This is a genomic window from Pseudomonas sp. C32 (genome assembly GCF_030417915.1).
Lineage (GTDB): Bacteria > Pseudomonadota > Gammaproteobacteria > Pseudomonadales > Pseudomonadaceae > Aquipseudomonas.
The window spans coordinates 1-23,090 of the sequence record NZ_JAUHUK010000032.1 but is presented as its reverse complement, the minus strand read 5'-3'; the positions used below and the strand labels follow the sequence as shown (position 1 = coordinate 23,090).

General features: G+C 60.6%; 24 protein-coding genes. 5 read left to right on the top strand and 19 right to left on the bottom strand.

Annotated features, from left to right (window positions below):
* Positions 1-72: 72 nt before the first annotated feature.
* The 19 genes from QYH43_RS25745 to cbiE all read right to left on the bottom strand — a co-directional run bounded on the left by QYH43_RS25745 (position 73) and on the right by cbiE (position 17,662).
* Positions 73-378: an urease subunit beta gene (locus tag QYH43_RS25745; protein WP_095056312.1), complete on the bottom strand. Its 306-nt coding sequence runs from the start codon at positions 376-378 to the stop codon at positions 73-75.
* Positions 378-911: a GNAT family N-acetyltransferase gene (locus QYH43_RS25740; RefSeq protein WP_301158394.1), complete on the bottom strand. Its 534-nt coding sequence runs from the start codon at positions 909-911 to the stop codon at positions 378-380. Before QYH43_RS25740 ends, QYH43_RS25745 begins: the two co-directional genes overlap by 1 nt.
* Positions 912-917: 6 nt before the next feature.
* Positions 918-1,451 carry a GNAT family N-acetyltransferase gene (locus QYH43_RS25735; protein ID WP_301158393.1) on the bottom strand — a complete coding sequence of 178 codons (534 nt, stop codon included), beginning with the start codon at positions 1,449-1,451 and terminating at the stop codon, positions 918-920.
* A 9-nt stretch (positions 1,452-1,460) separates the two neighbouring features.
* Positions 1,461-1,763 (bottom strand): urease subunit gamma, encoded by a 303-nt coding sequence (gene ureA / locus QYH43_RS25730; RefSeq protein WP_095152284.1) that lies wholly within the window; start codon positions 1,761-1,763, stop codon positions 1,461-1,463.
* A gap of 45 nt (positions 1,764-1,808) precedes the next feature.
* On the bottom strand, positions 1,809-2,648 hold the full coding sequence (locus QYH43_RS25725) for an urease accessory protein UreD (protein WP_095152285.1): 840 nt from the start codon (positions 2,646-2,648) through the stop codon (positions 1,809-1,811).
* Positions 2,649-2,809: 161 nt separating this feature from the next.
* On the bottom strand, positions 2,810-3,508 hold the full coding sequence (gene urtE / locus QYH43_RS25720; protein WP_095056307.1) for an urea ABC transporter ATP-binding subunit UrtE: 699 nt from the start codon (positions 3,506-3,508) through the stop codon (positions 2,810-2,812).
* Between the two features lie 132 nt (positions 3,509-3,640).
* Complete coding sequence (urtD, locus tag QYH43_RS25715; protein WP_095056306.1) at positions 3,641-4,513, bottom strand: urea ABC transporter ATP-binding protein UrtD; 873 nt, start codon at positions 4,511-4,513, stop codon at positions 3,641-3,643.
* Positions 4,510-5,589: an urea ABC transporter permease subunit UrtC gene (gene urtC, locus QYH43_RS25710; protein WP_095152287.1), complete on the bottom strand. Its 1,080-nt coding sequence runs from the start codon at positions 5,587-5,589 to the stop codon at positions 4,510-4,512. The genes urtD and urtC overlap by 4 nt, the downstream gene beginning before the upstream one ends.
* Positions 5,589-7,091, bottom strand: a complete 1,503-nt coding sequence (gene urtB, locus QYH43_RS25705; RefSeq protein ID WP_095152288.1) for an urea ABC transporter permease subunit UrtB — start codon at positions 7,089-7,091, stop codon at positions 5,589-5,591. The genes urtC and urtB overlap by 1 nt, the downstream gene beginning before the upstream one ends.
* A 166-nt stretch (positions 7,092-7,257) precedes the next feature.
* On the bottom strand, positions 7,258-8,523 hold the full coding sequence (gene urtA, locus QYH43_RS25700; RefSeq protein ID WP_095056303.1) for an urea ABC transporter substrate-binding protein: 1,266 nt from the start codon (positions 8,521-8,523) through the stop codon (positions 7,258-7,260).
* Between the two features lie 339 nt (positions 8,524-8,862).
* Positions 8,863-10,242: a PepSY domain-containing protein gene (locus QYH43_RS25695; protein WP_095056302.1), complete on the bottom strand. Its 1,380-nt coding sequence runs from the start codon at positions 10,240-10,242 to the stop codon at positions 8,863-8,865.
* Positions 10,243-10,351: 109 nt separating this feature from the next.
* Positions 10,352-12,469: a TonB-dependent copper receptor gene (locus QYH43_RS25690; protein WP_301158392.1), complete on the bottom strand. Its 2,118-nt coding sequence runs from the start codon at positions 12,467-12,469 to the stop codon at positions 10,352-10,354.
* Positions 12,470-12,567: 98 nt separating this feature from the next.
* On the bottom strand, positions 12,568-13,014 hold the full coding sequence (locus tag QYH43_RS25685; RefSeq protein WP_095056300.1) for a DUF2946 domain-containing protein: 447 nt from the start codon (positions 13,012-13,014) through the stop codon (positions 12,568-12,570).
* A gap of 20 nt (positions 13,015-13,034) precedes the next feature.
* The gene (locus QYH43_RS25680; protein WP_095056299.1) at positions 13,035-13,514 is read right to left on the bottom strand and encodes a copper chaperone PCu(A)C; all 480 of its coding nucleotides are present in this window, start codon (positions 13,512-13,514) and stop codon (positions 13,035-13,037) included.
* Between the two features lie 48 nt (positions 13,515-13,562).
* The gene (locus QYH43_RS25675; RefSeq protein ID WP_301158391.1) at positions 13,563-13,961 is read right to left on the bottom strand and encodes a DUF2946 domain-containing protein; all 399 of its coding nucleotides are present in this window, start codon (positions 13,959-13,961) and stop codon (positions 13,563-13,565) included.
* Between the two features lie 97 nt (positions 13,962-14,058).
* Positions 14,059-14,349 carry an addiction module antidote protein gene (locus QYH43_RS25670; RefSeq protein ID WP_095056297.1) on the bottom strand — a complete coding sequence of 97 codons (291 nt, stop codon included), beginning with the start codon at positions 14,347-14,349 and terminating at the stop codon, positions 14,059-14,061.
* A 286-nt stretch (positions 14,350-14,635) separates the two neighbouring features.
* Positions 14,636-15,364 carry a cobalt-precorrin-6A reductase gene (locus QYH43_RS25665; RefSeq protein ID WP_095152291.1) on the bottom strand — a complete coding sequence of 243 codons (729 nt, stop codon included), beginning with the start codon at positions 15,362-15,364 and terminating at the stop codon, positions 14,636-14,638.
* Positions 15,361-16,458: a cobalt-precorrin-5B (C(1))-methyltransferase gene (locus QYH43_RS25660; protein ID WP_095152292.1), complete on the bottom strand. Its 1,098-nt coding sequence runs from the start codon at positions 16,456-16,458 to the stop codon at positions 15,361-15,363. The genes QYH43_RS25665 and QYH43_RS25660 overlap by 4 nt, the downstream gene beginning before the upstream one ends.
* Entirely contained in the window at positions 16,451-17,662 is a 1,212-nt protein-coding gene (cbiE, locus tag QYH43_RS25655; protein WP_095152293.1) for a precorrin-6y C5,15-methyltransferase (decarboxylating) subunit CbiE, read from the bottom strand. The genes QYH43_RS25660 and cbiE overlap by 8 nt, the downstream gene beginning before the upstream one ends.
* A 158-nt stretch (positions 17,663-17,820) precedes the next feature.
* Here cbiE and QYH43_RS25650 point away from each other — a divergent pair, with 158 nt between their 5' ends.
* The 5 genes from QYH43_RS25650 (at position 17,821) to cobJ (ending at position 23,079) form a co-directional block, all read left to right on the top strand.
* On the top strand, positions 17,821-18,573 hold the full coding sequence (locus tag QYH43_RS25650) for a hypothetical protein (protein ID WP_095152294.1): 753 nt from the start codon (positions 17,821-17,823) through the stop codon (positions 18,571-18,573).
* Between the two features lie 130 nt (positions 18,574-18,703).
* Positions 18,704-20,026, top strand: coding sequence for a precorrin-3B synthase (gene cobG / locus QYH43_RS25645; protein ID WP_095152295.1), 1,323 nt, complete (start codon positions 18,704-18,706; stop codon positions 20,024-20,026).
* The gene (locus QYH43_RS25640; RefSeq protein WP_095152296.1) at positions 20,019-20,645 is read left to right on the top strand and encodes a precorrin-8X methylmutase; all 627 of its coding nucleotides are present in this window, start codon (positions 20,019-20,021) and stop codon (positions 20,643-20,645) included. Before cobG ends, QYH43_RS25640 begins: the two co-directional genes overlap by 8 nt.
* On the top strand, positions 20,645-21,376 hold the full coding sequence (locus QYH43_RS25635; RefSeq protein WP_095056511.1) for a precorrin-2 C(20)-methyltransferase: 732 nt from the start codon (positions 20,645-20,647) through the stop codon (positions 21,374-21,376). The genes QYH43_RS25640 and QYH43_RS25635 overlap by 1 nt, the downstream gene beginning before the upstream one ends.
* Positions 21,376-23,079 (top strand): precorrin-3B C(17)-methyltransferase, encoded by a 1,704-nt coding sequence (gene cobJ, locus QYH43_RS25630; RefSeq protein WP_095152297.1) that lies wholly within the window; start codon positions 21,376-21,378, stop codon positions 23,077-23,079. The genes QYH43_RS25635 and cobJ overlap by 1 nt, the downstream gene beginning before the upstream one ends.
* The last annotated feature ends 11 nt before the right edge of the window (positions 23,080-23,090 follow it).

Sequence of the window (23,090 nt, the reverse complement as noted above, 5' to 3'; positions counted from 1 at the left end):
AGCGGTGTTGGAATACGATTCCCTGTAGGAGCCGGCTTGCTGGCGAAGGGGCCGGTACTGGCGCGGCATGGCTTAGAGATCACCCATGATCCTGCCGGCAAAACCGAACACCCGACGATGCCCCGCCAAATCCACCAACTCGACCTCGCGACTCTGCCCCGGCTCAAACCGCACGGCGGTTCCCGCAGGGATGTTCAAGCGCATGCCGCGACTGGCGGCGCGGTCGAACGTCAGCGCATCGTTGGTTTCAAAAAAGTGGTAGTGCGAGCCCACCTGGATCGGCCGGTCGCCGCTGTTGGCCACTTTCAGGCTGAGGGTGCGGCGGCCGACGTTGAGTTCGATCTCGCCGCTCTGGATCTGGTATTCACCGGGAATCATCAATGGGCTCCTTGGAGAATCTTGTAGTAGAGGGCGGTCGGCTTGTAGCAGCCATTCGGGTCGCAGGCGTAGTCGGGAATTGCCCCGGCGCGGGTGTAGCCCAAGGCCTTGTAGAAATCCTCGGCGGGCGAGCCTGCCTCGGTGTCGAGGTAGAGCAAGCCACGTTTGTGTTGCAGGGCCGCTTGTTCCAGAGCTGCCATCAATTGCTGGCCCAGACCGCGACGCCGTGCATGCTCGCGCACCAGCAGTTTCTGCACTTCGGCGCGGTTCAGGCCATTGGCTTTCTGGCACAAACCCAATTGCACGCTGGCCTGCACCTGTTCGTCCTTGACCACCACCCACAGCAGCACATTGCCCTTGTTGAGGTTGTCCTGGACCTCGTCGAAATAGGCGTGGGCCTGCATCGCATCCAGGTCAGCCATAAAGCCGACGCTGGCGCCGTAACCGACGGCATCGAGCAATAAGTCGATCAGGCCCTGACGATAATGCGCAAAGCTTTCAACGTTGACGCGTCGCAGTTGGGCAGCGTTCATCGGGCCTTACTCCTTGTTGATGCTGGGCGGCAGCGCGCCAGGATTGAGGGTCAATTGCATGAAGGTCAGGTCCAGCCAGCGACCGAATTTGGTGCCCACTTGCGGCATTTGTCCGGTGATCACGAAACCGGCACGCTCATGCAAGCGAATGGACGCGGCGTTGCCGCTTTCGATGGCCGCGACCATCACGTGTTTGTCGCAGCCTTTGGCGCGCTCGATCAGCACGTCCATCAGTTTCGGGCCGAGGCCGTTACCGCGCTGGTCGCTGCGCACGTAAACCGAGTGCTCGACGGTGTGACGGAAACCGTCGAACGGGCGCCAGTCGCCGAACGAGGCATAACCGAGCACGTTATTGTCTGCATCGACGACGACCAGAATCGGATAGCCCTGGGTTTGTCGGGCGCTGAACCAGGCCTGACGGTTGTTCAGGTCGACGGCTTGTTCATTCCAGATCGCGGTGGTGTTGAGCACGGCGTCGTTGTAGATGTCGCGGATTGCCGGGAGGTCGGCGTGCTCGGCATCGCGGATGGAGTAAGTCATGGCGCGACCTCAGGCGATGGGTTGGTGGACGGTGACCAGTTTGGTGCCGTCGGGGAAGGTGGCTTCGACCTGAATCTCGGGGATCATTTCCGGGATGCCCTCCATCACTTGTTCGCGGGTCAGCAGGGTGGTGCCGAAATGCATCAGCTCGGCGACGGTACGGCCGTCACGCGCTTCTTCGAGCAGCGCGGCGGAGATGTAGGCCATGGCTTCCGGGTAGTTGAGTTTCACACCGCGCGCCAAACGCCGCTCGGCCACCAGGCCTGCGGTGAAGATCAGCAGCTTGTCTTTTTCGCGTGGGGTCAGGTCCATCGTTGGAGTCCATTTTTGGCAGAATGAATATCGTGCGATCGGTGTTCAGGTGTTCCATATTCTGGGTGGTATGGCTTCGCGACCAAGCAATGCCGGGCGCAGCAACTTCCACAAATCAATCAGCCATCCCCGCGCCAACAACGCTTCACTGGCCAGGCACCGTGCAACCAGTAACCCCGGCAATTGCGTCAGGTCCCCGCGCACGTCGTTGGGCAGTGAACGGCAGGTCTCCAGCAAATCGCCATCGACTTCACCCGTCACCAGCAAGGTCGCGAACACGGGCTGCCCGTCCAGGCCAATCGGCGAATCGAGCAAACCGTCATTCCCGACAATGCGCTGGCGTTCGTGCCAGAGCAACTGGCCGTCACGGCGGATATCGAGTTGCGCCTGGAAGTGCCCAAGGTCGAAGCGCTCGCCACTGGCCGGTCGGCCCAGCGCAACAACGTCCCAGTAGAACAGCCGCGCATCGCCTTCAAGGTCGATGCGGGTGCTCAGTTCTGCCTGGGCGGCGCTGAAGATGATCGTCTCTTGCGGCACCCACTCCAGCGTCGCACCGGCCGCCACCTGCAACGTCAACTGCTGATAAGCGGCACCGGCCGCGCGATACCACTTGGCTGCGCCGGGGCTGGTGATCTGTGCCCAGGCGTCGGTGCCAACGCTGGCCGAGATGTCCAGCCGATCACCTCCGGCAATGCCACCGGGCGGATGGACGATGATGTGCTGGCAGACTTCAGGCCCTTCGGCATACAGATGCTTCTGCACCCGCAGCGGGCCTTGATGACGACGCAGAACCGGGCGGGTGCTGGCACCGAATCGGGCATAACCCAGCTCCAGTTCGGCGTGCCAACTGGGTGTGAACAAAACGCCGGAAGCTGGAAGAGTCATAGTCGGTGCTTACTGTGAGGTAAGCAGGTCTCTGCAAAGGCTGTGCCGGGGGGATTGCAGGCAGGAGGTCGCTAATGATCGTCGTCGCGCACCAACAGGAGGCGTCGCATGGATAAAGACGCAACATATTGGTGCTTCATGCTTCTTTGAACCGGCGAAGATCAGATCGTTACCAGCCCGCGCACACCCTCGGCCTCCATGTTTTCGCCACGGCCTTGTTGCACGATCTCACCCCGGGACATCACCACGTAGTGGTCAGCCAGTTCGGCGGCGAAATCGTAGAATTGCTCCACCAGCAAAATCGCCATGTCGCCCCGGGCCGCGAGTTTTTTGATCACCGCGCCGATTTCCTTTATCACCGACGGCTGAATGCCTTCGGTGGGTTCGTCGAGGATCAGCAGGCGAGGGCGGCTGGCCAAGGCGCGGCCGATAGCCAGTTGCTGTTGTTGGCCGCCGGACAGATCGCCGCCGCGGCGGTCTTTCATTTGCAGCAGAACCGGGAACAGCTCGTAGATGAACGCCGGGACTTCTTTGGCTTCGCTGCCGGGGAAGCGCGACAGGCCCATCAGCAGGTTTTCCTCGACGGTGAGGCGACCGAAGATTTCCCGGCCCTGCGGTACATAGGCGATTCCCGCGTGTACGCGCTGGTGCGGTTTGAACGTGGTGATCGGTTTGCCTTCCCAGTTCACGGAACCTTCCTTGGCCGGTAACAGGCCCATCAGGCATTTGAGCAGGGTGGTCTTGCCCACGCCGTTACGCCCGAGCAGGCAGGTGACTTCGCCGACCTTCACGTCAAACGACAGGCCGCGCAGGATGTGGCTTCCGCCGTAGTACTGGTGCAGTTTTTCGACTTGCAGCATTTCAACGTTCTCCTCAAATCCCCTGTAGGAGCTGGCTTGCCAGCGATGAGGCCATGACATTCAACATCAATGTCGGCAGTTCCATCGCTATCGCTGGCAAGCCAGCTCCTACAGGTTTTGTATTCGAAAACTTCAGCGACCGAGGTAGACCTCGATGACGCGCTCGTTTTCCTGCACCTGCTCCAGCGACCCTTCGGCCAGCACGCTGCCCTGATGCAACACGGTGACGTGATCGGCAATCGAGCCGACGAAGCCCATGTCGTGCTCCACCACCATCAGCGAATGCTTGCCTGCCAGGCGCTTGAACAGCTCGGCGGTGAATTCGGTTTCGGCGTCGGTCATGCCCGCCACCGGCTCGTCGAGCAGCAGCAGTTGCGGGTCTTGCATCAGCAACATGCCAATCTCAAGAAATTGCTTCTGACCGTGGGACAGCAAGCCGGCGGGGCGATTGACCGAGGTGGTCAGGCGAATGGTCTCCAGTACTTCGGCGATGCGGTCTTTTTGTTCGCCATTCAGACGAGCGCGCAAACTGGCCCATACCGATTTGTCGGTTTTCTGCGCCAGCTCAAGATTCTCGAACACGCTCAAGGCTTCGAACACCGTCGGTTTCTGGAACTTGCGACCGATGCCCGCCTGGGCGATCTGCACTTCGCTCATTTGCGTCAGGTCCAGGGTTTCGCCGAACCAGGCCTTACCGTGGCTTGGGCGGGTCTTGCCGGTGATCACGTCCATCAGCGTGGTCTTGCCCGCACCGTTGGGGCCGATGATGCAGCGCAACTCGCCGACGCCGATGTACAGGTTCAGATTGTTCAGCGCACGAAAACCGTCGAAGCTGACGCTGATGTCTTCCAGGGTCAGGATCGTGCCGTGACGGGTGTTCAGTCCGGGACCGACACGTTGACCGAGCCCGAGGGCGTCGCGGCTGGTGCCGGCATCGCGGTTGGGTTCCAGTGGTGGAAAGAACGCCGGTTCGAGCATGAATTCAGCCGTTGCCGTGACTCTCATTGTTCACCTCTTTTCTTCAGCAAACCGATCACGCCTTTGGGCAGGTACAGGGTCACGACGATGAACAGCGCACCGAGAAAGAACAGCCAGTACTCGGGAAATGCCACGGTGAACCAGCTCTTCATGCCGTTGACCACACCGGCGCCGAGCAAAGGGCCGATCAAAGTGCCGCGTCCACCGAGTGCGACCCACACCGCCGCTTCAATCGAGTTGGTCGGCGACATTTCGCTCGGGTTGATGATGCCGACCTGAGGCACGTACAACGCCCCCGCCAGGCCGCACAACACCGCGCTCAACACCCAGACAAACAGCTTGAAACCGCGCGGGTCATAGCCGCAGAACATCAAACGGTTTTCCGCATCGCGCAGCGCGGTCAGGACCCGGCCGAACTTGCTTTGCGCCAGACGCCAACCGATGTACAGGCTCGCCACCAACAGCAGCACCGTGCAAAAAAACAGCACGGCACGAGTGCCCGGTTCAGTGATGCCGAAGCCGAGAATCGTGCGGAAATTGGTGAAGCCGTTGTTGCCGCCGAAACCGGTCTCGTTGCGGAAAAACAACAGCATGCCGGCGAAGGTCAGGGCCTGGGTCATGATCGAGAAATACACGCCCTTGATTCGCGAACGGAAGGCGAAAAAACCGAACACCAGCGCCAGCAATCCCGGCGCCAAGACCACCAGGCACAGGGTCCAGAGAAAGCTGCTGGTGCCGGTCCAGAACCACGGCAATTCAGTCCACGACAGGAACGTCATGAACGCCGGCAAGCCGTCGCCCGAGGCCTGGCGCATCAGGTACATGCCCATCGCATAACCGCCGAGGGCGAAGAACAGACCATGACCGAGGGACAGCAATCCGGCGTAACCCCAGACCAGATCCAGCGCCAGGGCGACGATGGCGTAGCAAAGGATCTTGCCCACCAGGGTCAGGGTGTAAGCCGAGACGTGCAGCGCGTTGTCGGGTGACAGCAACGACAGCAGCGGCAATGCCAACAGCAGAACGAGGATCACCACACCGACGGTAATCGAGACTTTAGGTCCGGCTTTTTGGGTCGCGGTAACGAGCAGGGGCTGGTTCATCAGTCGATCACCCGTCCTTTCAATGCGAAGAGGCCTTGCGGACGTTTCTGGATGAACAGAATGATCAGCGCGAGGATGAGGATCTTGCCGAGCACGGCACCGATCTGCGGTTCGAGAATCTTGTTGGCAATCCCGAGACCGAACGCGGCGAACACGCTACCGGCCAACTGCCCGACACCGCCGAGCACCACCACCAGGAACGAGTCGATGATGTAGCTCTGGCCGAGGTCCGGGCCGACGTTGCCGATCTGGCTCAGCGCCACACCGCCGAGGCCGGCGATGCCCGAGCCGAGGCCGAAGGCGAGCATGTCCACGCGTCCGGTGGGCACGCCGCAGCAGGCCGCCATGTTGCGGTTCTGCGTGACAGCGCGCACGTTCAGGCCCAGGCGTGTCTTGTTCAACAGAAGCCAGGTCAGCACCACCACGGACAAGGCGAAGGCGATGATGACGATGCGGTTGTACGGCAACACCAGGTTCGGCAGCACCTGAATCCCACCCGACAACCACGCCGGGTTGGCCACTTCGACGTTTTGCGCACCGAACACCAGACGCACCAGTTGAATCAGCATCAGGCTGATGCCCCAGGTGGCGAGCAGGGTTTCCAGCGGACGGCCGTAGAGGTGGCGAATCACCGTGCGCTCCAGCGCCATGCCGATGGCGGCGGTGACGAAAAACGCCACCGGCAACGCAATCAATGGATAGAACTCGATGGCCTGCGGTGCGTAGCGCTGGAACATCAACTGCACGACATAGGTAGAGTAGGCGCCGAGCATCAGCATTTCGCCGTGGGCCATGTTGATCACGCCGAGCAGGCCGAAGGTGATCGCCAGTCCCAATGCGGCGAGCAGCAAAATCGAGCCCAGCGACATACCACTGAAGGCCTGACCCAAGAGTTCGCCGATCAGCAGTTTGCGTTTGACTTGAGCGAGGCTGGTTTCGGCGGCGGTATGCACGGTGGCGTCGGTTTCAACGCCGGGTTCGAGCAAGCCTTCGAGGCGGGTGCGGGCCAGCGGGTCGCCGGTTTCACCGAGCAAGCGCACGGCGGCGAGGCGCACGGCGGGATCGCTGTCGACCAATTGCAGATTGGCCAGGGCAAGGCTCAGGGCGCTGTGAACGCCTTCGTCCTGTTCGCCCGCCAGTTGCCGGTCGAGGAATTTCAGTTGCGCCGGTTTGGCGCTTTTCTGCAATTGTTGCGCGGCGCTCAGGCGGATTTTGGCGTCGGCGGCGAGCAACTGGTGACTGGCCAGGGCGGTGTCGATCAGACCGCGCAGGCGGTTGTTCAGGCGCAAGGTTTTTGGCTGGCCGTCGACGGTCAATTCGCCTTGTTGCAGGGCGTTGATCAGTTCGATGCGGGCTGGATCTGGCTGCGCGGCCCAGGCTTCCAGCAGCTTGGCTTGCTGTACGGGATTGGCGGCGATGAAGTCTTCGGCGTCGCCGGCGTGAGTGGCCATTGGCAACAAGAGCGCAATGGCGAGGATCAAGCGATAAAGGGCGGTGGGCATGTCGAACGTCCTGGTCATGCACGGACCCTGTAGGAGCTGGCTTGCCAGCGATGGCATCACCTCGGAGCATCAAATACGACCGAGTCGTCTGCATCGCTGGCAAGCCAGCTCCTACAGGTGTTGTGTCAGACCCGAGCTCAAAGCTCGGGCCCGGCATCCAGTGGCTTTAGTTGCTCTTCATCGCATAGTCCGGCTTCTTGTCGTTGCCCTGAATGAACGGGCTCCACGGCTGGGCGCGGATTGGCCCATCGGTCTGCCACACCACGTTGAACTGACCGTCGGCCTGGATCTCGCCGATCATCACCGGCTTGTGCAGGTGGTGGTTGGTCTTGTCCATGGTCAGGGTGTAGCCGGACGGTGCGGCAAAGGTCTGGCCGGCGAGGGCTTCGCGGACTTTGTCGACGTCGGTGGACTTGGCTTTTTCAGCAGCCTGCGCCCACATATGGATGCCGACATAAGTGGCCTCCATCGGGTCGTTGGTCACCGCTTTGTCAGCACCCGGCAGGTTGTGTTTCTTGGCGTAGGCTTTCCAGTCGGCGACGAATTTCTTGTTCGCCGGGTTCTCCACCGACTCGAAGTAGTTCCACGCTGCGAGGTTGCCCACCAACGGTTTGGTGTCGATGCCGCGCAGTTCTTCTTCACCGACCGAGAACGCCACGACCGGAACGTCGGTGGCTTTCAGGCCCTGGTTGGCCAGTTCTTTGTAGAACGGCACGTTGGAGTCGCCGTTGACCGTCGAGATAACGGCTGTCTTGCCGCCGGCCGAGAATTTCTTGATGTTGGCGACGATGGTTTGATAGTCGCTGTGGCCGAACGGGGTGTAGACCTCTTCGATGTCCTTGTCGGCCACGCCTTTGGAATGCAGGAACGAACGCAGAATCTTGTTGGTGGTGCGCGGGTAGACGTAGTCGGTGCCGAGCAGGAAGTAGCGCTTGGCGCTGCCGCCTTCTTCGCTCATCAGGTATTCAACGGCGGGAATCGCTTGCTGGTTCGGCGCGGCACCGGTGTAGAACACGTTTGGCGACATCTCTTCGCCTTCGTATTGCACCGGGTAGAACAGCAGGCCATTGAGCTCTTCGAACACCGGCAATACCGATTTGCGCGACACGGAGGTCCAGCAGCCGAACACCACGGCGACCTTGTCCTGGGTCAGCAGCTGACGGCCCTTCTCGGCGAACAGTGGCCAGTTCGATGCAGGGTCCACCACCACCGGTTCCAGCATCTTGCCGTTCACGCCGCCCTTGGCGTTGATCTCGTCGATGGTCATCAGCGCCATGTCCTTGAGCGATGTCTCGGAGATCGCCATGGTCCCGGACAGGGAATGCAGAATGCCGACCTTGATGGTCTCTGCGGCCTGGACGGTCCAGGTCATACCCATCGCGGCAATGGATGCCGTGAGTGTGAAAGCCTTGATCAAGCTGCGACGCTTCATTGTGCGATCTCCATGAACTTATGAATTTTCTGGGTGGCAGATGCGGACTACTGAAGGGTCTATAGCAAGGGTTGTGCCCGGTCGGAGAAAGGCATGAAAATGTCGTGCTAGAGGGGTTGCGCGATTTTGCATCGCACCATGAAGGATCGGGTCTGGCGCATTGGTGCGTTGTGCTGCGCCAGATTGGCGCACGGACAAGTTCGCAATGGGTAGGAGCTGTCGAGCGAAGCGAGGCTGTGATCTTTTGACCTTGATCTGCAAAAAGATCGCAGCCTCGCTTCGCTCGACAGCTCCTACAGGGAATGTGGCGGTCGGGTGCCTACAGGCAGCGCACCAGACTTATGAGGATGATGAGGCACTCTCTGACTGCCGGGTGAAGCGCGACAGCAGCACACGATCAAGCACCCAGACGACCACCAGCGAAGCACCCACCAACGGGAAGGCCACCGCCAACGCGAACATGATGACCATCGCGGTTTTCCATTTCGGCAGGTCGTGGCGCAGCGGCGGTACGCCCAATTTGCCTTGCGGGCGACGCTTCCACCAGATCACCACGCCGCTGACGGCGCTGAGCAGGATCATCAGGCAGATGATCAGCACGATGATCTGGTTGACCACCCCGAACATCTTGCCTTCGTGCAGCATCACGCCGATTTCCGTGGCGCGGGCGACAGTGCCGTATTGCTCGAAACGCACATCGGCGAGGACGTCGCCGGTGTACTGGTCGACGTGCAGCGTGGCGTCGTTGCGAGGGTCGTCGGCGAACACGGCGATGGTGAAGACACCCGTGGCGGTGGTCGGGAAGGTGATGCTGTAACCGGGTTCGACCTTGCGCTGCACGGCGATGTTCTGCACATCTTGCAAACTGATGGTCGGCGCGGCCGGACTGGCCTGTGCACCACCGTGGGCCATGTGTTCGGCATGGTCACCGGACATTGGCATCGGCGTGTTTTCCATGGCCCACGGCACGGTCTGGCGGGTGGCGCTGTTGAGGCTGCGCGCTTCGACGTCGGACTTCGGCACGTCATCCCACATCGCTGCGGGGAACACGTTCCACACCGCCGCGTATTGCTTTCCCCAGAACCCGGTCCAGGTCATGCCGCTGAGCAGCATCACCAGCAGCAAGGACGCGCCCCAGAACCCGGTGACCGCGTGCAGATCGCGCCACAAAACGCGGCCTCGACTGTTCAAACGTGGCCACAGAATGCCCGCCGCCTGACCGCGCGGCCACCACAGAAACACCCCGGAAACCACCAGCACCACGCCCCAGCCAGCGGCCAGTTCGATCAGACGGTCGCCGACGGTGCCGATCATCAGCTCACCGTGTATCGCCCGGGCGATGGCTTGCAGGTTCTGCTTGGCATCCTGTTCACCGAGGATGTCGCCGTGGTACGGATCGACGAACACATTCAGCTCGTTGCCGCCATTGAGCACCACAAACTGCGCGCTGCGCTCGGCGCTGACCGGTGGCAGGTATTGCTTGATGGTCGCCTGTGGATAGGCGTCTTTCACGCGCTTGAGCAAGTCGTCGGCCGAGACCGTGTGATGGCCGGCCGGGACGTTGAGCAGGCTGCTGTACATCAACGAATCGAGTTGCGGTTTGAACAGGTAGATCGTGCCGGTCAGGGCCAGCATCACCATGAAGGGCGCAACGAATAATCCGGCATAGAAATGCCAACGCCAGGCCAGGTTGTAGAAATTCACTTTGGGCTGTTTCATCGCGTGTGCTCCGCGTGGCTGGATCTTTTAGTTGTTTGTTTTGCGGTTGCTGCGCAACCGATCGCGAGCAAGCTCGCTCCTACAAAAGAGCGGCTTGCCTGCGCTGTTGTCAGAAGCTCATGTCCACCTTGGTCCAGAGCGTTCGCCCCGGTTCCTTGATGGCTTGCGGGTCGTTGGCGGGGTAGCCGAACCCGGCGTTGCCGGCCAGGTTCAGGTGTTCGGCGTAAGCCTTGCCGAACAGGTTGTCCACGCCGCTGCTGACCTTCCAGTGCTTGTTGATCCGATAGGCGCCGTTGAGGGAGAACACGCCGAAGCCCGGTGTCTTGTCGTAGTCCTTGCCGACCACGTTGCCCTTGTTCTGGTCGATACGGTTTTGCGCGGCGACCACTCGCCACAGTGCGCCGGCGCTCCAGTTGTCTTCGCTGTAGGTCAGACCGAAACGCGCATCCAGCGGCGGCATTTGCGGCAACGCATTGCCATCGCTGCTGTTCTTGCCCCAGGCGTAAGCCAGGGTCGCGTCGGCTTTCCAGTTTTCGGTCAGCTTGTAGGCCGCGCCCAATTCGCCGCCCATGATCCGTGCGTCGATGTTCTCGGCTTGCGAGGTTGTACCCATCATTGTCGGGGTGTAGTTGAACAAAATGTAATCGCGCACCTGGCCGACGTAACCCGAAGCCCAGGCTTCGAGGTCTTCGGTTTTGTATTGCAGGCCGAAGTCGAGCTGAGTGGTTTTTTCAGGCTTGATCGAATCGAACGCGTTCACCGATCCGGCGGGCCCGGATTTTGGCGAAAACAACTCCCAGTAATCCGGGAAACGCTGGGTGTGACCGAGACCGGCATACAAGGTGGTCGGGCTGTCGGCCAAGTCATGCTCGTAGCGAACGAAGCCGCTGGGCAGCGTATCGGCGCGGGTGTCGTCGGCGGTCGGATTCGGGCGGGTCATCATTCCCGAGCCGGTGGTCTGCCGGTAATCCTTGGCCGAAGCACGGTCCAGGCGCGCGCCACTGATCAAGCGATCACGGTCGGCGGCGTACCAGGTCAGTTCGCCGAACACACCGTAGTTATGGAAGTCGGCGTCCTTGGTGTAGGGCACGTCCTTGTAGGTGTCGATGCCCATGGCGCTGCGTTGGCGGTGTTCGTTGGTCTGCGCGTCGATGCCGCTGATCAACTGCACATCGGCCCAGCGCCATGTCGCCTTGACCCGCGCGCCGAGGGTCCGACGGTCGACGTTGGACGCCATGGGGCCGGCCATCATCCCGGTGCCGGACGGCGTGCGCAGGGTGTAGTTGTCCATCACGTGGTCGGCGTAGTTGTAGTAGACCTGCGCTTCGATCTTGTCGAGCACGTCGCCGATGTTGGACTGTTCGAAACGCAGGCCAAGGCTCTCGCGCAAGAACTGCGTACCGTCCATGCCGCGTCCGGCGTATCGGGCCTCGCCATCGCCCTTGCCGGCAGTCAGTTCCAGCAGCGTGTCGGCGTTCGGCGTCCAGCCGACGGCAACGTCGCCGTTCCATTTGTCATAGCGCGACGGCACGGTGTCGTTATTGCCGTCCTGGTAGTCGTCCGCCTGGGCGGTGTTGCCTATGACGCGCACATAACCCAATGGCCCGCCGGCAGCGGCGTCCACGACTTTGTCGAAACGTCCGTTGGAGCCGGCCAGCACACTGGCGTTTACCCGTGTGCCGAGTTCACCAAAGCTTTCCGGCTCACGGTCGAACAGGATCGTGCCGGCCGAAGCCCCCGGGCCCCAGAGCACGGTTTGCGGGCCTTTGATCACGGTCAGTTTGTCGTAGGTTTCCGGTGAGATGTACGAGGTTGGCGCGTCCATGCGACCCGGGCAGGCGCCCAGCAGCATGCTGCCGTTGGTGAGGATGTTCAGCCGCGAACCGAACATGCCACGCAATACCGGATCGCCGTTGGTGCCGCCGTTGCGTACTTGAGCGAAGCCCGGAATGGTTTTCAGATAATCAGAACCGTCGCTGGCCGGCACCGGCTGGCGTGGTTCTTTGGGGTTGGTGACGATGGTCAGCGGTGAACTTGGAGCAATGGCGGTGATGACCGTCGGGCTCAGTTCCTCACTGTGACCGGCGTGTTCATCGGCCAGCGCGCAAGGCGCCAGCAAGGCACCGCACAGAATCGCGGTGGCGTGCCTGAAGCGAATGCTGGATTCGCTCAGGGAGAAGGCGGCTTGAGCAGTGCTCAAGCACGGGACAGCAGAAAACCTGGACATGACAATTTCCATCGAACAGTCGTAAACCACACGACCGACAACCTGCACAATCCCTGTAGGAGCGAGCTTGCGGACCGTGTGAAATCAGAGATGAGTGTTTACGCGACGACAGGCGGGGCGCGGGTGCGGGCGCCGGGGAAGAAGGTTTGCCGGGCATGACCCAGGCGTGGGGAAGGGGTGGTGAAGGTGTTGACGGGTGGGATGTCGAATGTGGCGAATGAACCGCCACCGGTCAGCGCCGGGCAATTGAACAGCAGGCTGCAATAGCCGCACTTTTCCCACAGCGCATGGTGGCCCGCTTCTGGCGGGCAATGTTCGGCAGCAGGTTGCGCGCCGTGCCCGGCGTGCTCCATTGCCGACATGTCCATGCTCATGTCCATCGACATTTCCATGGACATCGGGGTGCGCTGATCCATCGGCATCGACTGAGAAATCAGTGGACCGATAAAGATCATCAGCATGGCGAACAGGCTGATCCAGCTGCCGCGTGTCAGGTTCAATGACCGGCCGTGTGACCTGGATGCCCTGGCGCTAAGCGGGCGCATGGCGAATGCAGCTCAGGTGCTTACTGGGCGTGCACGTGCTGCGGCATGCTGTCTGGCGCTTTTTTCTGCACGGCCACTTCGACGGTTACATCACCGGCTTTCTCGAAGTGCAGGGTCATGGGAAAACGCTTGCCGTCAGTGAGCAGGCTGCGGTCTTTCAGGTTTACCAGCATGACGTGGTAGGCCATGGGGGCGAAGGTGACGTTGCCGCCGGCGGGAATGTCCACGCTCGGTACGGGCTGCATTTTCATCAGGTCGTTTTTCATCACGTGCTCGTGCAATTGCGCTTCGCCCGAAATCGGCGAATCGACGCTGAGCAGTCGATCAGCGGAGTTGCCGCTGTTGTGGATGATGAAATACGCAGCGACGGTCGGCGCATTGGGCGGCAGCTCTTGCGACCAGGGATGTGCGACTTCCAGTGCGCCGACCTTGTATTCGTGGGCATTGGCAAAGCAGGCAGGCAGCAGCAATGCGGCCAGAACGATGAATTTTTTCAGCATGGCAGTTCTCCAGAACGATTCAAAACGCAGGTTGATTGCGAGAAGGAATCACACCAGAGGGGATGCGCGGGGATTGAGGCTTGGCCATTGCTGGCGCGGTGTCGGGGTGTTCAGGGATGGAGGCGGCAGGCTCCGATTGGACTCGAAGTGCGCGAAATACAGTTGCGGCTGAAGGCCTGGCAACGCCACCAACGGCGCGGAGCCGGAGCAACACCAGCAATGCTGCATGTTGGAGTGGTCGTCGTTCTGCGGGGATTTCTGTTCGATATCCCCCAGGGAGATCGCCATCATTTTGGTGCCGCCGGAAGAGCAGAAACTACCCCACAACAATTGTTCGGCAGGCGTTTTCGCCGACTGCGCCATCGCACCGGTCATCGGCATGGCGAGCATGTTGAACAGCACTGCGAAGCAGGCGATCCAGGCAATTGCGAGCCGTTGTCGGGACATGGGACAAATCCGGTGGGTGGGCGATCAGACGCGGCTATTTAGCCTGATCAGGGCCGATAAGTAAAAAAGCGCTGTGCGGTTTGGTGTCGCAGTGCAATCAGACAGCGATTGCATGTAATCGCAGGCCTAAAGCCTTCATCACCTTCATGATAGTCGCGAACTCCGGATTGCCACTACTGCTCAGTGCTTTGTATAGGCTTTCGCGACCAAGTCCTGCATCACGAGCAATTTGCGTCATGCCTTTCGCTCGGGCGATATCGTTGAGTGCTGCGCGTATCAATACGCCGTCACCAGCATCTTCTTCAAAGCACGCATCCAGATAAGCCGCCATTTCTTGCGGTGTTTTAAGAAACTCCGCAGCATCAAAACGGGTAAATTGTTCGGCCATGATTTACTCCTCACTACCGATTTTGTGTGCCATTTGAATTGCTTTGCCGATGGAGTCCTTAAGTGAATTGAGCCATTGAGCAAATACTCGGGATCGTTCGAATTCGACCATATTTATCGTATTCCATGGGATACGAAGGGGCAAGCGACAGGTTTTCTGGGGATTGCCATTTTTTCGAGAATGGCGGCAGCGCTTGATCCATCCTAGGAGGCGGGAACGATAGAGGGTCGGTTGTAGAGTGGACAGCCAGCTTTCTCCGAGTGTGCTGTCAGAAAATTCGCAATCTCTAGCGGATGCCAGGCATTGATAACGCTTCCAGCACATCTGCCACCGACCCAAACTCCCTATCAACCCCCGGCAACACCGGCCGCGTCAACACAATCACCGGTACCCTGCGCTCCCGTGCCACCTCCAGTTTCGGTTCAGTAGCGCTGCTGCCGCTGTTCTTGCTGATCAGCACGTCGATATGGCGCCGTTCGAACAGCGCACGTTCATCGTCGATCAGGAACGGACCACGTGCACCGATCACTTCGCAGCGTTCGTTGCCCGGGTAAACGTCCAGTGCGCGCAGGGTCCAGAATTGCTCCGCAGGGATTTCGTCCAGATGTTGCAACGGCTCGCGGCCGAGGGTGAACAGGGGGCGGCGGAAGGGTTTCAGGGTTTCGATCAGTTCGGCCCAGTCGCTGACTTCCCGCCAGTCATCGCCAGGTTGTGGTTGCCACGCCGGACGTCGCAGCGCCCAACAGGCAATGCCGCTCAAGCGGGCGGCGGTCGCGACGTTCTGGCTGATCTGGGCGGCGTAAGGATGGGTGGCGTCGAGGAGGAGATCGACGCCTTGCTCGCGGATGTATTGCGCCAGGCCTTCCGCGCCGCCAAAACCGCCGACACGAACCTGGCACCGCAGATCTGTCGGCACCCGACCGATACCGGCCAGGCTATAGATGTGTTGTGGCCCCAGTGTGCGGGCGATGGCCAAGGCTTCGGTCACACCGCCGAGCAGCAGGATTCGTTTCATTCAAACGCTCCAGCATGACCGACGATCCCACCCTGACGGTCGATGGCAAACACCTCGACCTGAACCTGTGCCGGCACGACGCTGCGGGCGAAGTTCAGGGCGTGTCGGCACACCTCATCACCGAGGGCGACCCCGGCGGCGCTGGCCATGGCCAAGGCTTGTTGACTGGTATTGGCCTCGCGAATGCTGTGCTGCAAAGCCGTATCGGCACCGATTGCAGCCGCCCATTCGGCCAGTTGCGGCAGATCGATGCTCGAGTGGCGGCTGTGCAAATCCATGTGTCCGGCGGCCAGTTTGCTGATCTTGCCGAAGCCGCCGCAAAGGCTGAGTTTATCCACAGGCACTTTGCGCAGGTGCTTGAGCACGGCGCCGACGAAGTCGCCCATTTCGATCAGGGCGATCTCCGGCAAGTTGTAGACCCTGCGCATGGTGTCTTCGCTGGCGTTGCCGGTGCAGGCGGCGATGTGCAGGTAACCGTTGGTCTTGGCGACATCGATGCCTTGATGGATCGAGGCGATGTAGGCCGCACAGGAGAACGGCCGAACGATGCCACTGGTGCCCAGGATCGACAGACCGCCCAGAATCCCCAGGCGGGGGTTCATGGTTTTCAACGCCAGGACCTCGCCGTCCTCGACGTTGATCGTGACGTCAAAACCGCCGCCATAACTGAATTCGTCAGCCAGCCGCGCCAGATGATCACCGATCATTTTGCGTGGCACCGGGTTGATCGCCGGTTCACCGACACCCAGCACCAGACCCGGCCGGGTAACCGTGCCGACACCGCGACCAGCGATGAAGCGAACGCCCGGCTCGGCGCTCAACCGAACCTCGCAGAAGAGCAGTGCGCCGTGGGTCACGTCCGGATCGTCACCGGCGTCCTTGATGGTTCCCGCCTCCGCGCCGTGTTCGGTCAGGCGGCAGAATTCCAGGCGCATCTGCACCTGTTTGCCCTTGGGCAGAATGATTTCGACCGCGTCGGCAGACAGGCCGCCGAGCAACAGTCGTGCAGCGGCGAGGCTGGTGGCGGTGGCGCAGCTGCCGGTGGTCAGGCCACTGCGCAGGGGCGCCGGTTGTTCGGCGGTTTCATCACGCATCGAAAGGCTTCGTCACGTCCAGCAGGGTAATCGGCAAGGCCTGACGCCAGGTGTCGAAGTCTCCCAGTGGTTGTGCCTGGGCGATATGGATGCGCGTCAGCTCACCGCCATACCGTTCGCGCCAGTTCATCAGGGTCATTTCACTTTGCAGGGTGACGGCGTTGGCGATCAATCGGCCGCCAGGTTTGAGTGCGCTCCAGCACTGTTCGAGCATGCCCTCGCGAGTGACCCCGCCACCGATGAAAATGGCGTCGGGCCGCTCCAGCCCGGTCAGCGCTTGCGGAGCGCTGCCGCGAACCAGCTGCAAACCTGGAACGCCGAGCGCATCGCGGTTGTGCTCGATCAGTGTTTGCCGGCCGTCATCGGCTTCGATCGCAATCGCACGACAACTGGGGTGGGCGCGCATCCATTCGATGCCGATCGAGCCGCAGCCTGCACCGACATCCCACAGCAGTTCACCGGGGACCGGGGCCAGGCGCGCGAGCGTGATCGCACGTACATCGCGCTTGGTCAGTTGGCCGTCGTGCTGGAAGGCCGAGTCCGGCAGCCCAGCCAGTCGCGACAGGCGCGGCGTGTTCGGTTCGGCGATGCAGTCGATGGCGATCAGGTTCAGGTCGGCGATGGCGGGATCGGTCCAGTCGTTGGCGACACCGTCGATGCGTCGTTCGGTTTCACCGCCCAAATGTTCCAACACACTCAGGCGACTCGGCCCGAATCCGCGCTCGCGCAGCAATTCGGCAATCAGAGACGGGGTTTTGCCGTCGTTGCTGAGAACCAGCAGGCGAATGCCGCTGAAGAGCTGCGCATTAAGCGCCGCGATTGGGCGGGCGACCACGGATAGGGTGACCACTTCCTGTAACGGCCAGCCCATTCGTGCGGCGGCCAGAGAGCATGACGAAGGCGCTGGCAGTATCAGCATTTCATCGTTGGGCAGCTGCCGGGCGAGGCTGGCGCCGACACCGAAAAACATCGGATCGCCACTGGCGAGCACGCAGACCGGCTCACCGCGCATGGCCAGCAGCGCATCGAGGGAGAATGGGATCGGCCAGCATTGGCGTTCACCGCGAATGCAGGGCGGTAGCAGGTCCAATTGGCGCTGGCTGCCGAAGACCTTCGACGCGGCCAGCAACGCATGCCGGGCATTTCTGCCCAAACCTTTGAAGCCGTCCTCACCAATGCCTGTCACGGTCAACCAGCGCGTCATGGATATTCTCATTTCATCTGTATAAAGCGGCACATGATACGCGTCGAAGGCAAAGGCGAGTAATGGAATGTTTTAAGTTTGCCACTCCGCACGATGGTTGGGGGTTGTGAAGTTGTATAGGCTGGATGTTCAATCATTAACTTTAAAAGGATTTAAAGATGCATTGTTCGGAAAAGGAACTCCTGGACTTGTTGGCTTATCCCGAAAACTTTGAACGAGATTTCGTGCCTGTCAAAAAACGGTCTGCTCAAGGGTTTTCCTCACTCGATCAGCAAGGGGCTGCCGGGTCGTTGTTGGGCGGCAATTTGATTGCCACGGCGCGAGGCCTGTCACGTCAGGACAAACGCGACGTCAACGCTTCCGTACGCTATGCGCAGTGGTATGCGAGTCAGACCCGTGATCGTGAAACGGATTCCCAAGGCTGGTTTTCAGCTTTTGCAATTACGCTGTGGGGAATGGGCTGGGAATATGAAGATAAAAACGTTGTTGAGGAAAGTTACAGTAGCTTTTCTGGTCGGCTGAGTTCGGCTTATTTGAACATGATTGCGGGTGTTAATAGTCGAATGGCGAAAATCACAAGCGATATGTTTGAGGCTCTTATGGTTAATTCGTCTGCCCTTGTTTCATTGTCTAAAGAAAGTCGCTACGGCAGGGAGTTTGCGATTGCCCCGGCTGAATATGACAGCGGGGGGCGGTTGGTGGTGGGGTTGAATGATTACTCGTTAAGGGCAAAGGTCCAGCGTGAGGAGTTTCTGTTTTGGGATTGGCGCGTGGGCGATGTGACGCTCACGCATCGTGCTGTGCCGTTAACTCTGAACAGAGCCAGGTTTGAAGAGGTCCGTCAGGAGTTGAATCACCGGCTCGACCTGATTGCCGATGCGATTTTCGAGTTTTACGCGGAACGTCGGTGAGAGCGACTGTATGTCGGTTTGAGGGGCGGACCCTTTACGACACGCGGTCTTATGATGACGCGCGCCAATGCAGGCATAATATGGCGCGCTTCCGGTTGGAGGCGCTTTCATTTTTTGATCTGGTAGCCCTTTGAACAACCTTCCTCTTCCCCGCGCATTACGCCCCTCGGCTTGTCCGGGGTTACTGCGAATTGTGCAGGCCAGAGACGGTGGTATCTGCCGCATAAAACTCACCGGAGGTGTGTTGAGCGCGATGCAGGCGAACGCCATTGCCGATGGTGCGCAGCGTTATGCCAGTTCGGTGATCGAGGCCACCAACAGGGCAAATGTGCAGATTCGAGGCATTGGCAAGGACGAAGCTGCATTGATCGAAGGTCTGATCACGGCGGGCCTCGGCCCATCGAAGGCGGCGGGCGACGATGTGCGCAACCTTATGTTGAGTCCGAGTGCGGGCATTGATTCGCAGATGCTGTTCGATACGCGAAACCTGGCTCAGCAAATCCTTGCGACACTCCAGGAACATGAGCGCTTTCACGAGCTCAGCGCTAAATTCGCCGTGCAACTCGACGGCGGCGAAACTTTGGCGATGCTCGAACACGCCCATGATCTGTGGTTGTCGGCTGTCCATTGTGATGGTGAACTGCGGTTGGCATTCGGGCTTGCGGGATGTCCCACCGAATTGCCGGCCGGTACTGTCGGGTTGGATGACGGACACGGCCTGATGGTCGCAGTGCTTGAGCTGTTCCTGGAACTGGCGGGCCCCGACCAAACGCGCATGCGCCACTTGCTGGCCAATGTTTCGACCGCGGTGTTCCTCGGTCGACTGGCCGAGCGCGTGCCCTTCAGCCCTATTGCAGATTGGCAGCGATCATCGAAACCAAACGTCCTGCACATTGGCGCGAATCCGCAGGCGCAATCCGGTTATGTCCATGTTGGCGCTGTGCCGCCGCTGGGGCGGCTCGATGGCACCATGCTGCGTGGCGTAGCTCAATTGGCACAGGATTACGGCGATGCAACATTGCGGTTCACACCCTGGCAAAGCTTGTTGCTGCCGAATATTCGCGATGAGGACGCCGCTGAAGTCATGCGTCGCCTGCGCGCGTTGGGCCTGTTATGTGACGCTGATCAAGCATTGTCACGGTTGATCGCTTGTACCGGTTCGACGGGCTGCGGCAAAGGTCTAGCCGATACCAAGGGTGATGCCTTGCAATTGGCTGCGCTGCTGCAAGGACAGGGGCAGGTACTGAATGTGCACCTGAGCGGTTGCTCGCGATCCTGTGCCGCCGCACACACTGCGCCAGTCACCCTGCTGGCCGTTTCCGCCGGTCATTATGACCTCTATTTTCGCGATGCAGCGCAACCGGGTTTCGGCACGCTGCACGCACACAACCTGACTATTGAAGCGGTCGCAGCCCTGCTCGACGCCCGCTCACGGAGCCCCCTTGATGCTTGATTACATCCGCGACGGTCAGGAGATCTATCGCAACTCCTTCGCGATCATTCGCGCCGAGGCCAACCTCGACCGCATCCCGGCCGATCTGGAGAAACTCGCGGTCCGTGTGATTCACGCGTGCGGCATGGTCGAGGCCATCGACGGTTTGCAGTTTTCCGAAGGCGCGGGTAAGGCCGGGCGTGATGCGCTGGCTGCTGGTGCGCCGATCCTCTGTGATGCGCGGATGGTTTCCGAAGGTGTGACCCGTGCGCGCTTGCCGGCGAACAATCCAGTGATCTGCACCCTGCGCGATGAAAGCGTTCCCGAGCTAGCCCGCGAGCTGGGTAACACTCGCTCCGCCGCCGCGCTGGAACTGTGGCGGCCGCATATGGAAGGCAGTGTGGTGGTGATCGGCAACGCGCCGACCGCGCTGTTCTATCTGTTGGAAATGCTCGATGCCGGCGCACCGAAACCGGCGCTGATCCTCGGCTTCCCGGTAGGTTTCGTCGGTGCCGCCGAATCCAAGGCAGCGCTGGCGGCGGACAGCCGTGGCGTGCCGTTTGTCATCATGCAAGGTCGCCTGGGCGGAAGCGCCATGGCCGCCGCCGCTGTCAATGCCCTCGCCACGGAGATCGAATGATGCAGCAACCTGGACGTTTGATCGGCCTTGGCGTGGGCCCTGGTGATCCGGAACTGATTACCGTCAAGGCCTTGCGCCTGCTGCGCGAATCGCCGGTGGTGGCGTACTTCGTGGCCAAGGGCAAGAAGGGCAACGCTTTCGGCATCATCGAAGCGCATCTGCAAGACGCGCAGAATCTGCTGCCGCTGGTTTATCCGGTGACTACCGAAGTGCTGCCGGCACCGCTGTCCTATGAGCAAGTCATCAGTGATTTCTACGATGAGGCCGCCCAGGCGGTGGCCGCGCATCTGGATGCCGGTCGCGATGTGGCGGTGATCTGCGAAGGTGATCCGTTCTTCTACGGTTCCTACATGTACCTGCACGACCGCCTCGCCGAGCGTTATCAAGCGGAAGTGGTGCCGGGTGTGTGTTCGATGCTGGGTGGCGCATCGGTGCTCGGCGCGCCGCTGGTGTATCGCAATCAGAGTTTGTCGGTGCTTTCCGGTGTGCTGCCGCACGATGAGCTCAAGCGTCGCCTGGCCGATGCCGATGCGGCGGTGATCATGAAGTTGGGACGTAACTTTCCCAAGGTGCGCCAGGTGCTGGAAGAACTCGGCCTTGCCGAACGTGCGTTGTACGTCGAGCGCGCGACCATGGCCAATCAGAAGATCGTGCCGCTGGATCAGGTCGAGCCGATGTCTTCGCCGTACTTCTCGTTGATCATCGTTCCCGGCGAAAGGTGGCAAGGCTGATGACCCGTCCAGTTCCGGCGATTGTCATTCTCGGCAATGGCAGCCTCGCCACCGCGCGCAGGATTCAACAGGTCTACCCCGACGCCCTGATCCACGGATTGGCCGAACGGGTGGACGGTGCTGATCATGTCTATCGTGAATTCGGTTCGACCTTGCGCGAGTTGTATCAACAAGGTACGCCGATCATTGCTCTGTGCGCTGCCGGGATTGTGATCCGCACGCTGGCGCCGCTGTTGCTGGAAAAAGGTGCCGAGCCTCCAGTACTGGCGGTGGCCGAAGATGGCAGCGCCGTAGTTCCGCTGTTGGGCGGTCTCGGCGGGGTGAATGTGATGGCGCGTGAGATTGCCGCCGCACTGGACGTTTCGGCGGCGATCACCACCAGCGGTGAGTTGCGTTTCGGAACGTGTCTGCTCAACCCGCCCAGCGGCTATGTCCTTGGCGATCTGGAATTGGGTAAGCGTTTTGTTTCCGACCTGCTGGCCGGTGAAACGGTGCGCATCGAAGGTTCTGCACCGTGGCTGGCCCAAGCGCAATTGCCTGAGGATGCTCAGGCGCGACTGGCGCTACATGTCGGCCATGCCGAACGGACGCCGCAGGCTAACGAACTGCTGATCTATCCACGTAGCGTCGTGGTGGCGGTCAGTGGTGCGGTTTCAGATCTGTCGAACGCCATTCGCCAGGTTTTGCATCAGGCCGCAATTGCCGTGCAATCGCTGGCTTGCCTGTTGGCCCCCGATACCGAAATGACCCACCCGGCGCTGCGAGAAACTGCGCGTGAACTGGGTGTGCCCTTGCGGTTTGCCAAGGCTGAAACCGATATGGGTGAACTGGCGCGCAACGCTGTCGGCCAGCCTGTTTCCATTCTTGGCGATGACGCGATTGCCATCGCTGTTGCCGATAACCCACTGGATCCGTTGCTGATCGGTCGCCCTCGCGGACGCTTGGCGGTGATTGGTCTGGGGCCGGGCGCCGCCGAACTGATGGTGCCAGCGGTCAAGTCGGAGCTGGCTCGCGCCAATGATGTGCTGGGTTACGAGACTTACGTACGCATGGCCGGGCCGTTTCGCGCGGATCAGGTGCTGCACTGCACTGACAACCGCGAAGAGATGCAGCGCGCCCGTCACGCCTTCGAACTCGCCGCTCAGGGGCGCTCTGTCGTGGTGGTGTCCTCGGGTGACCCGGGCGTTTTCGCCATGGCCGCGGCGGTGCTGGAGGCGTTGCACGAATCCACTGATGTCCATTGGCACAATGTCGATCTCGAGATTCTGCCCGGGGTTTCCGCCTCGCTGGCGACGGCTGCCCAGGCCGGTGCGCCGCTGGGGCATGATTTCTGTGTGCTGTCGCTGTCGGATAACCTCAAACCCTGGGCCATTATCGAGAAGCGCCTGGACCTGGCGGCTCAAGCCGATCTGGCGCTGGCCTTTTACAACCCGATCTCGCGCTCTCGACCATGGCAATTGGGTCGGGCATTGGAAATTGTCGCCGGACATCGCTCCCCTGAAACCCCGATAGTGCTGGGGCGAGATATTGGTCGTCCGGGTCAGACGCTGCGAGTGACAACACTTGGCCAGTTGACTCCAGACCAGGTGGATATGCGCACCATGGTCCTGGTGGGCTCATCCACTACTAGTGCATTTACGCGTGCAGGTGGCGGTAGTTGGGTATACACGCCACGCTGGTACGGAGAAAAACCCGCCTCTTGAAGTCTTGACCT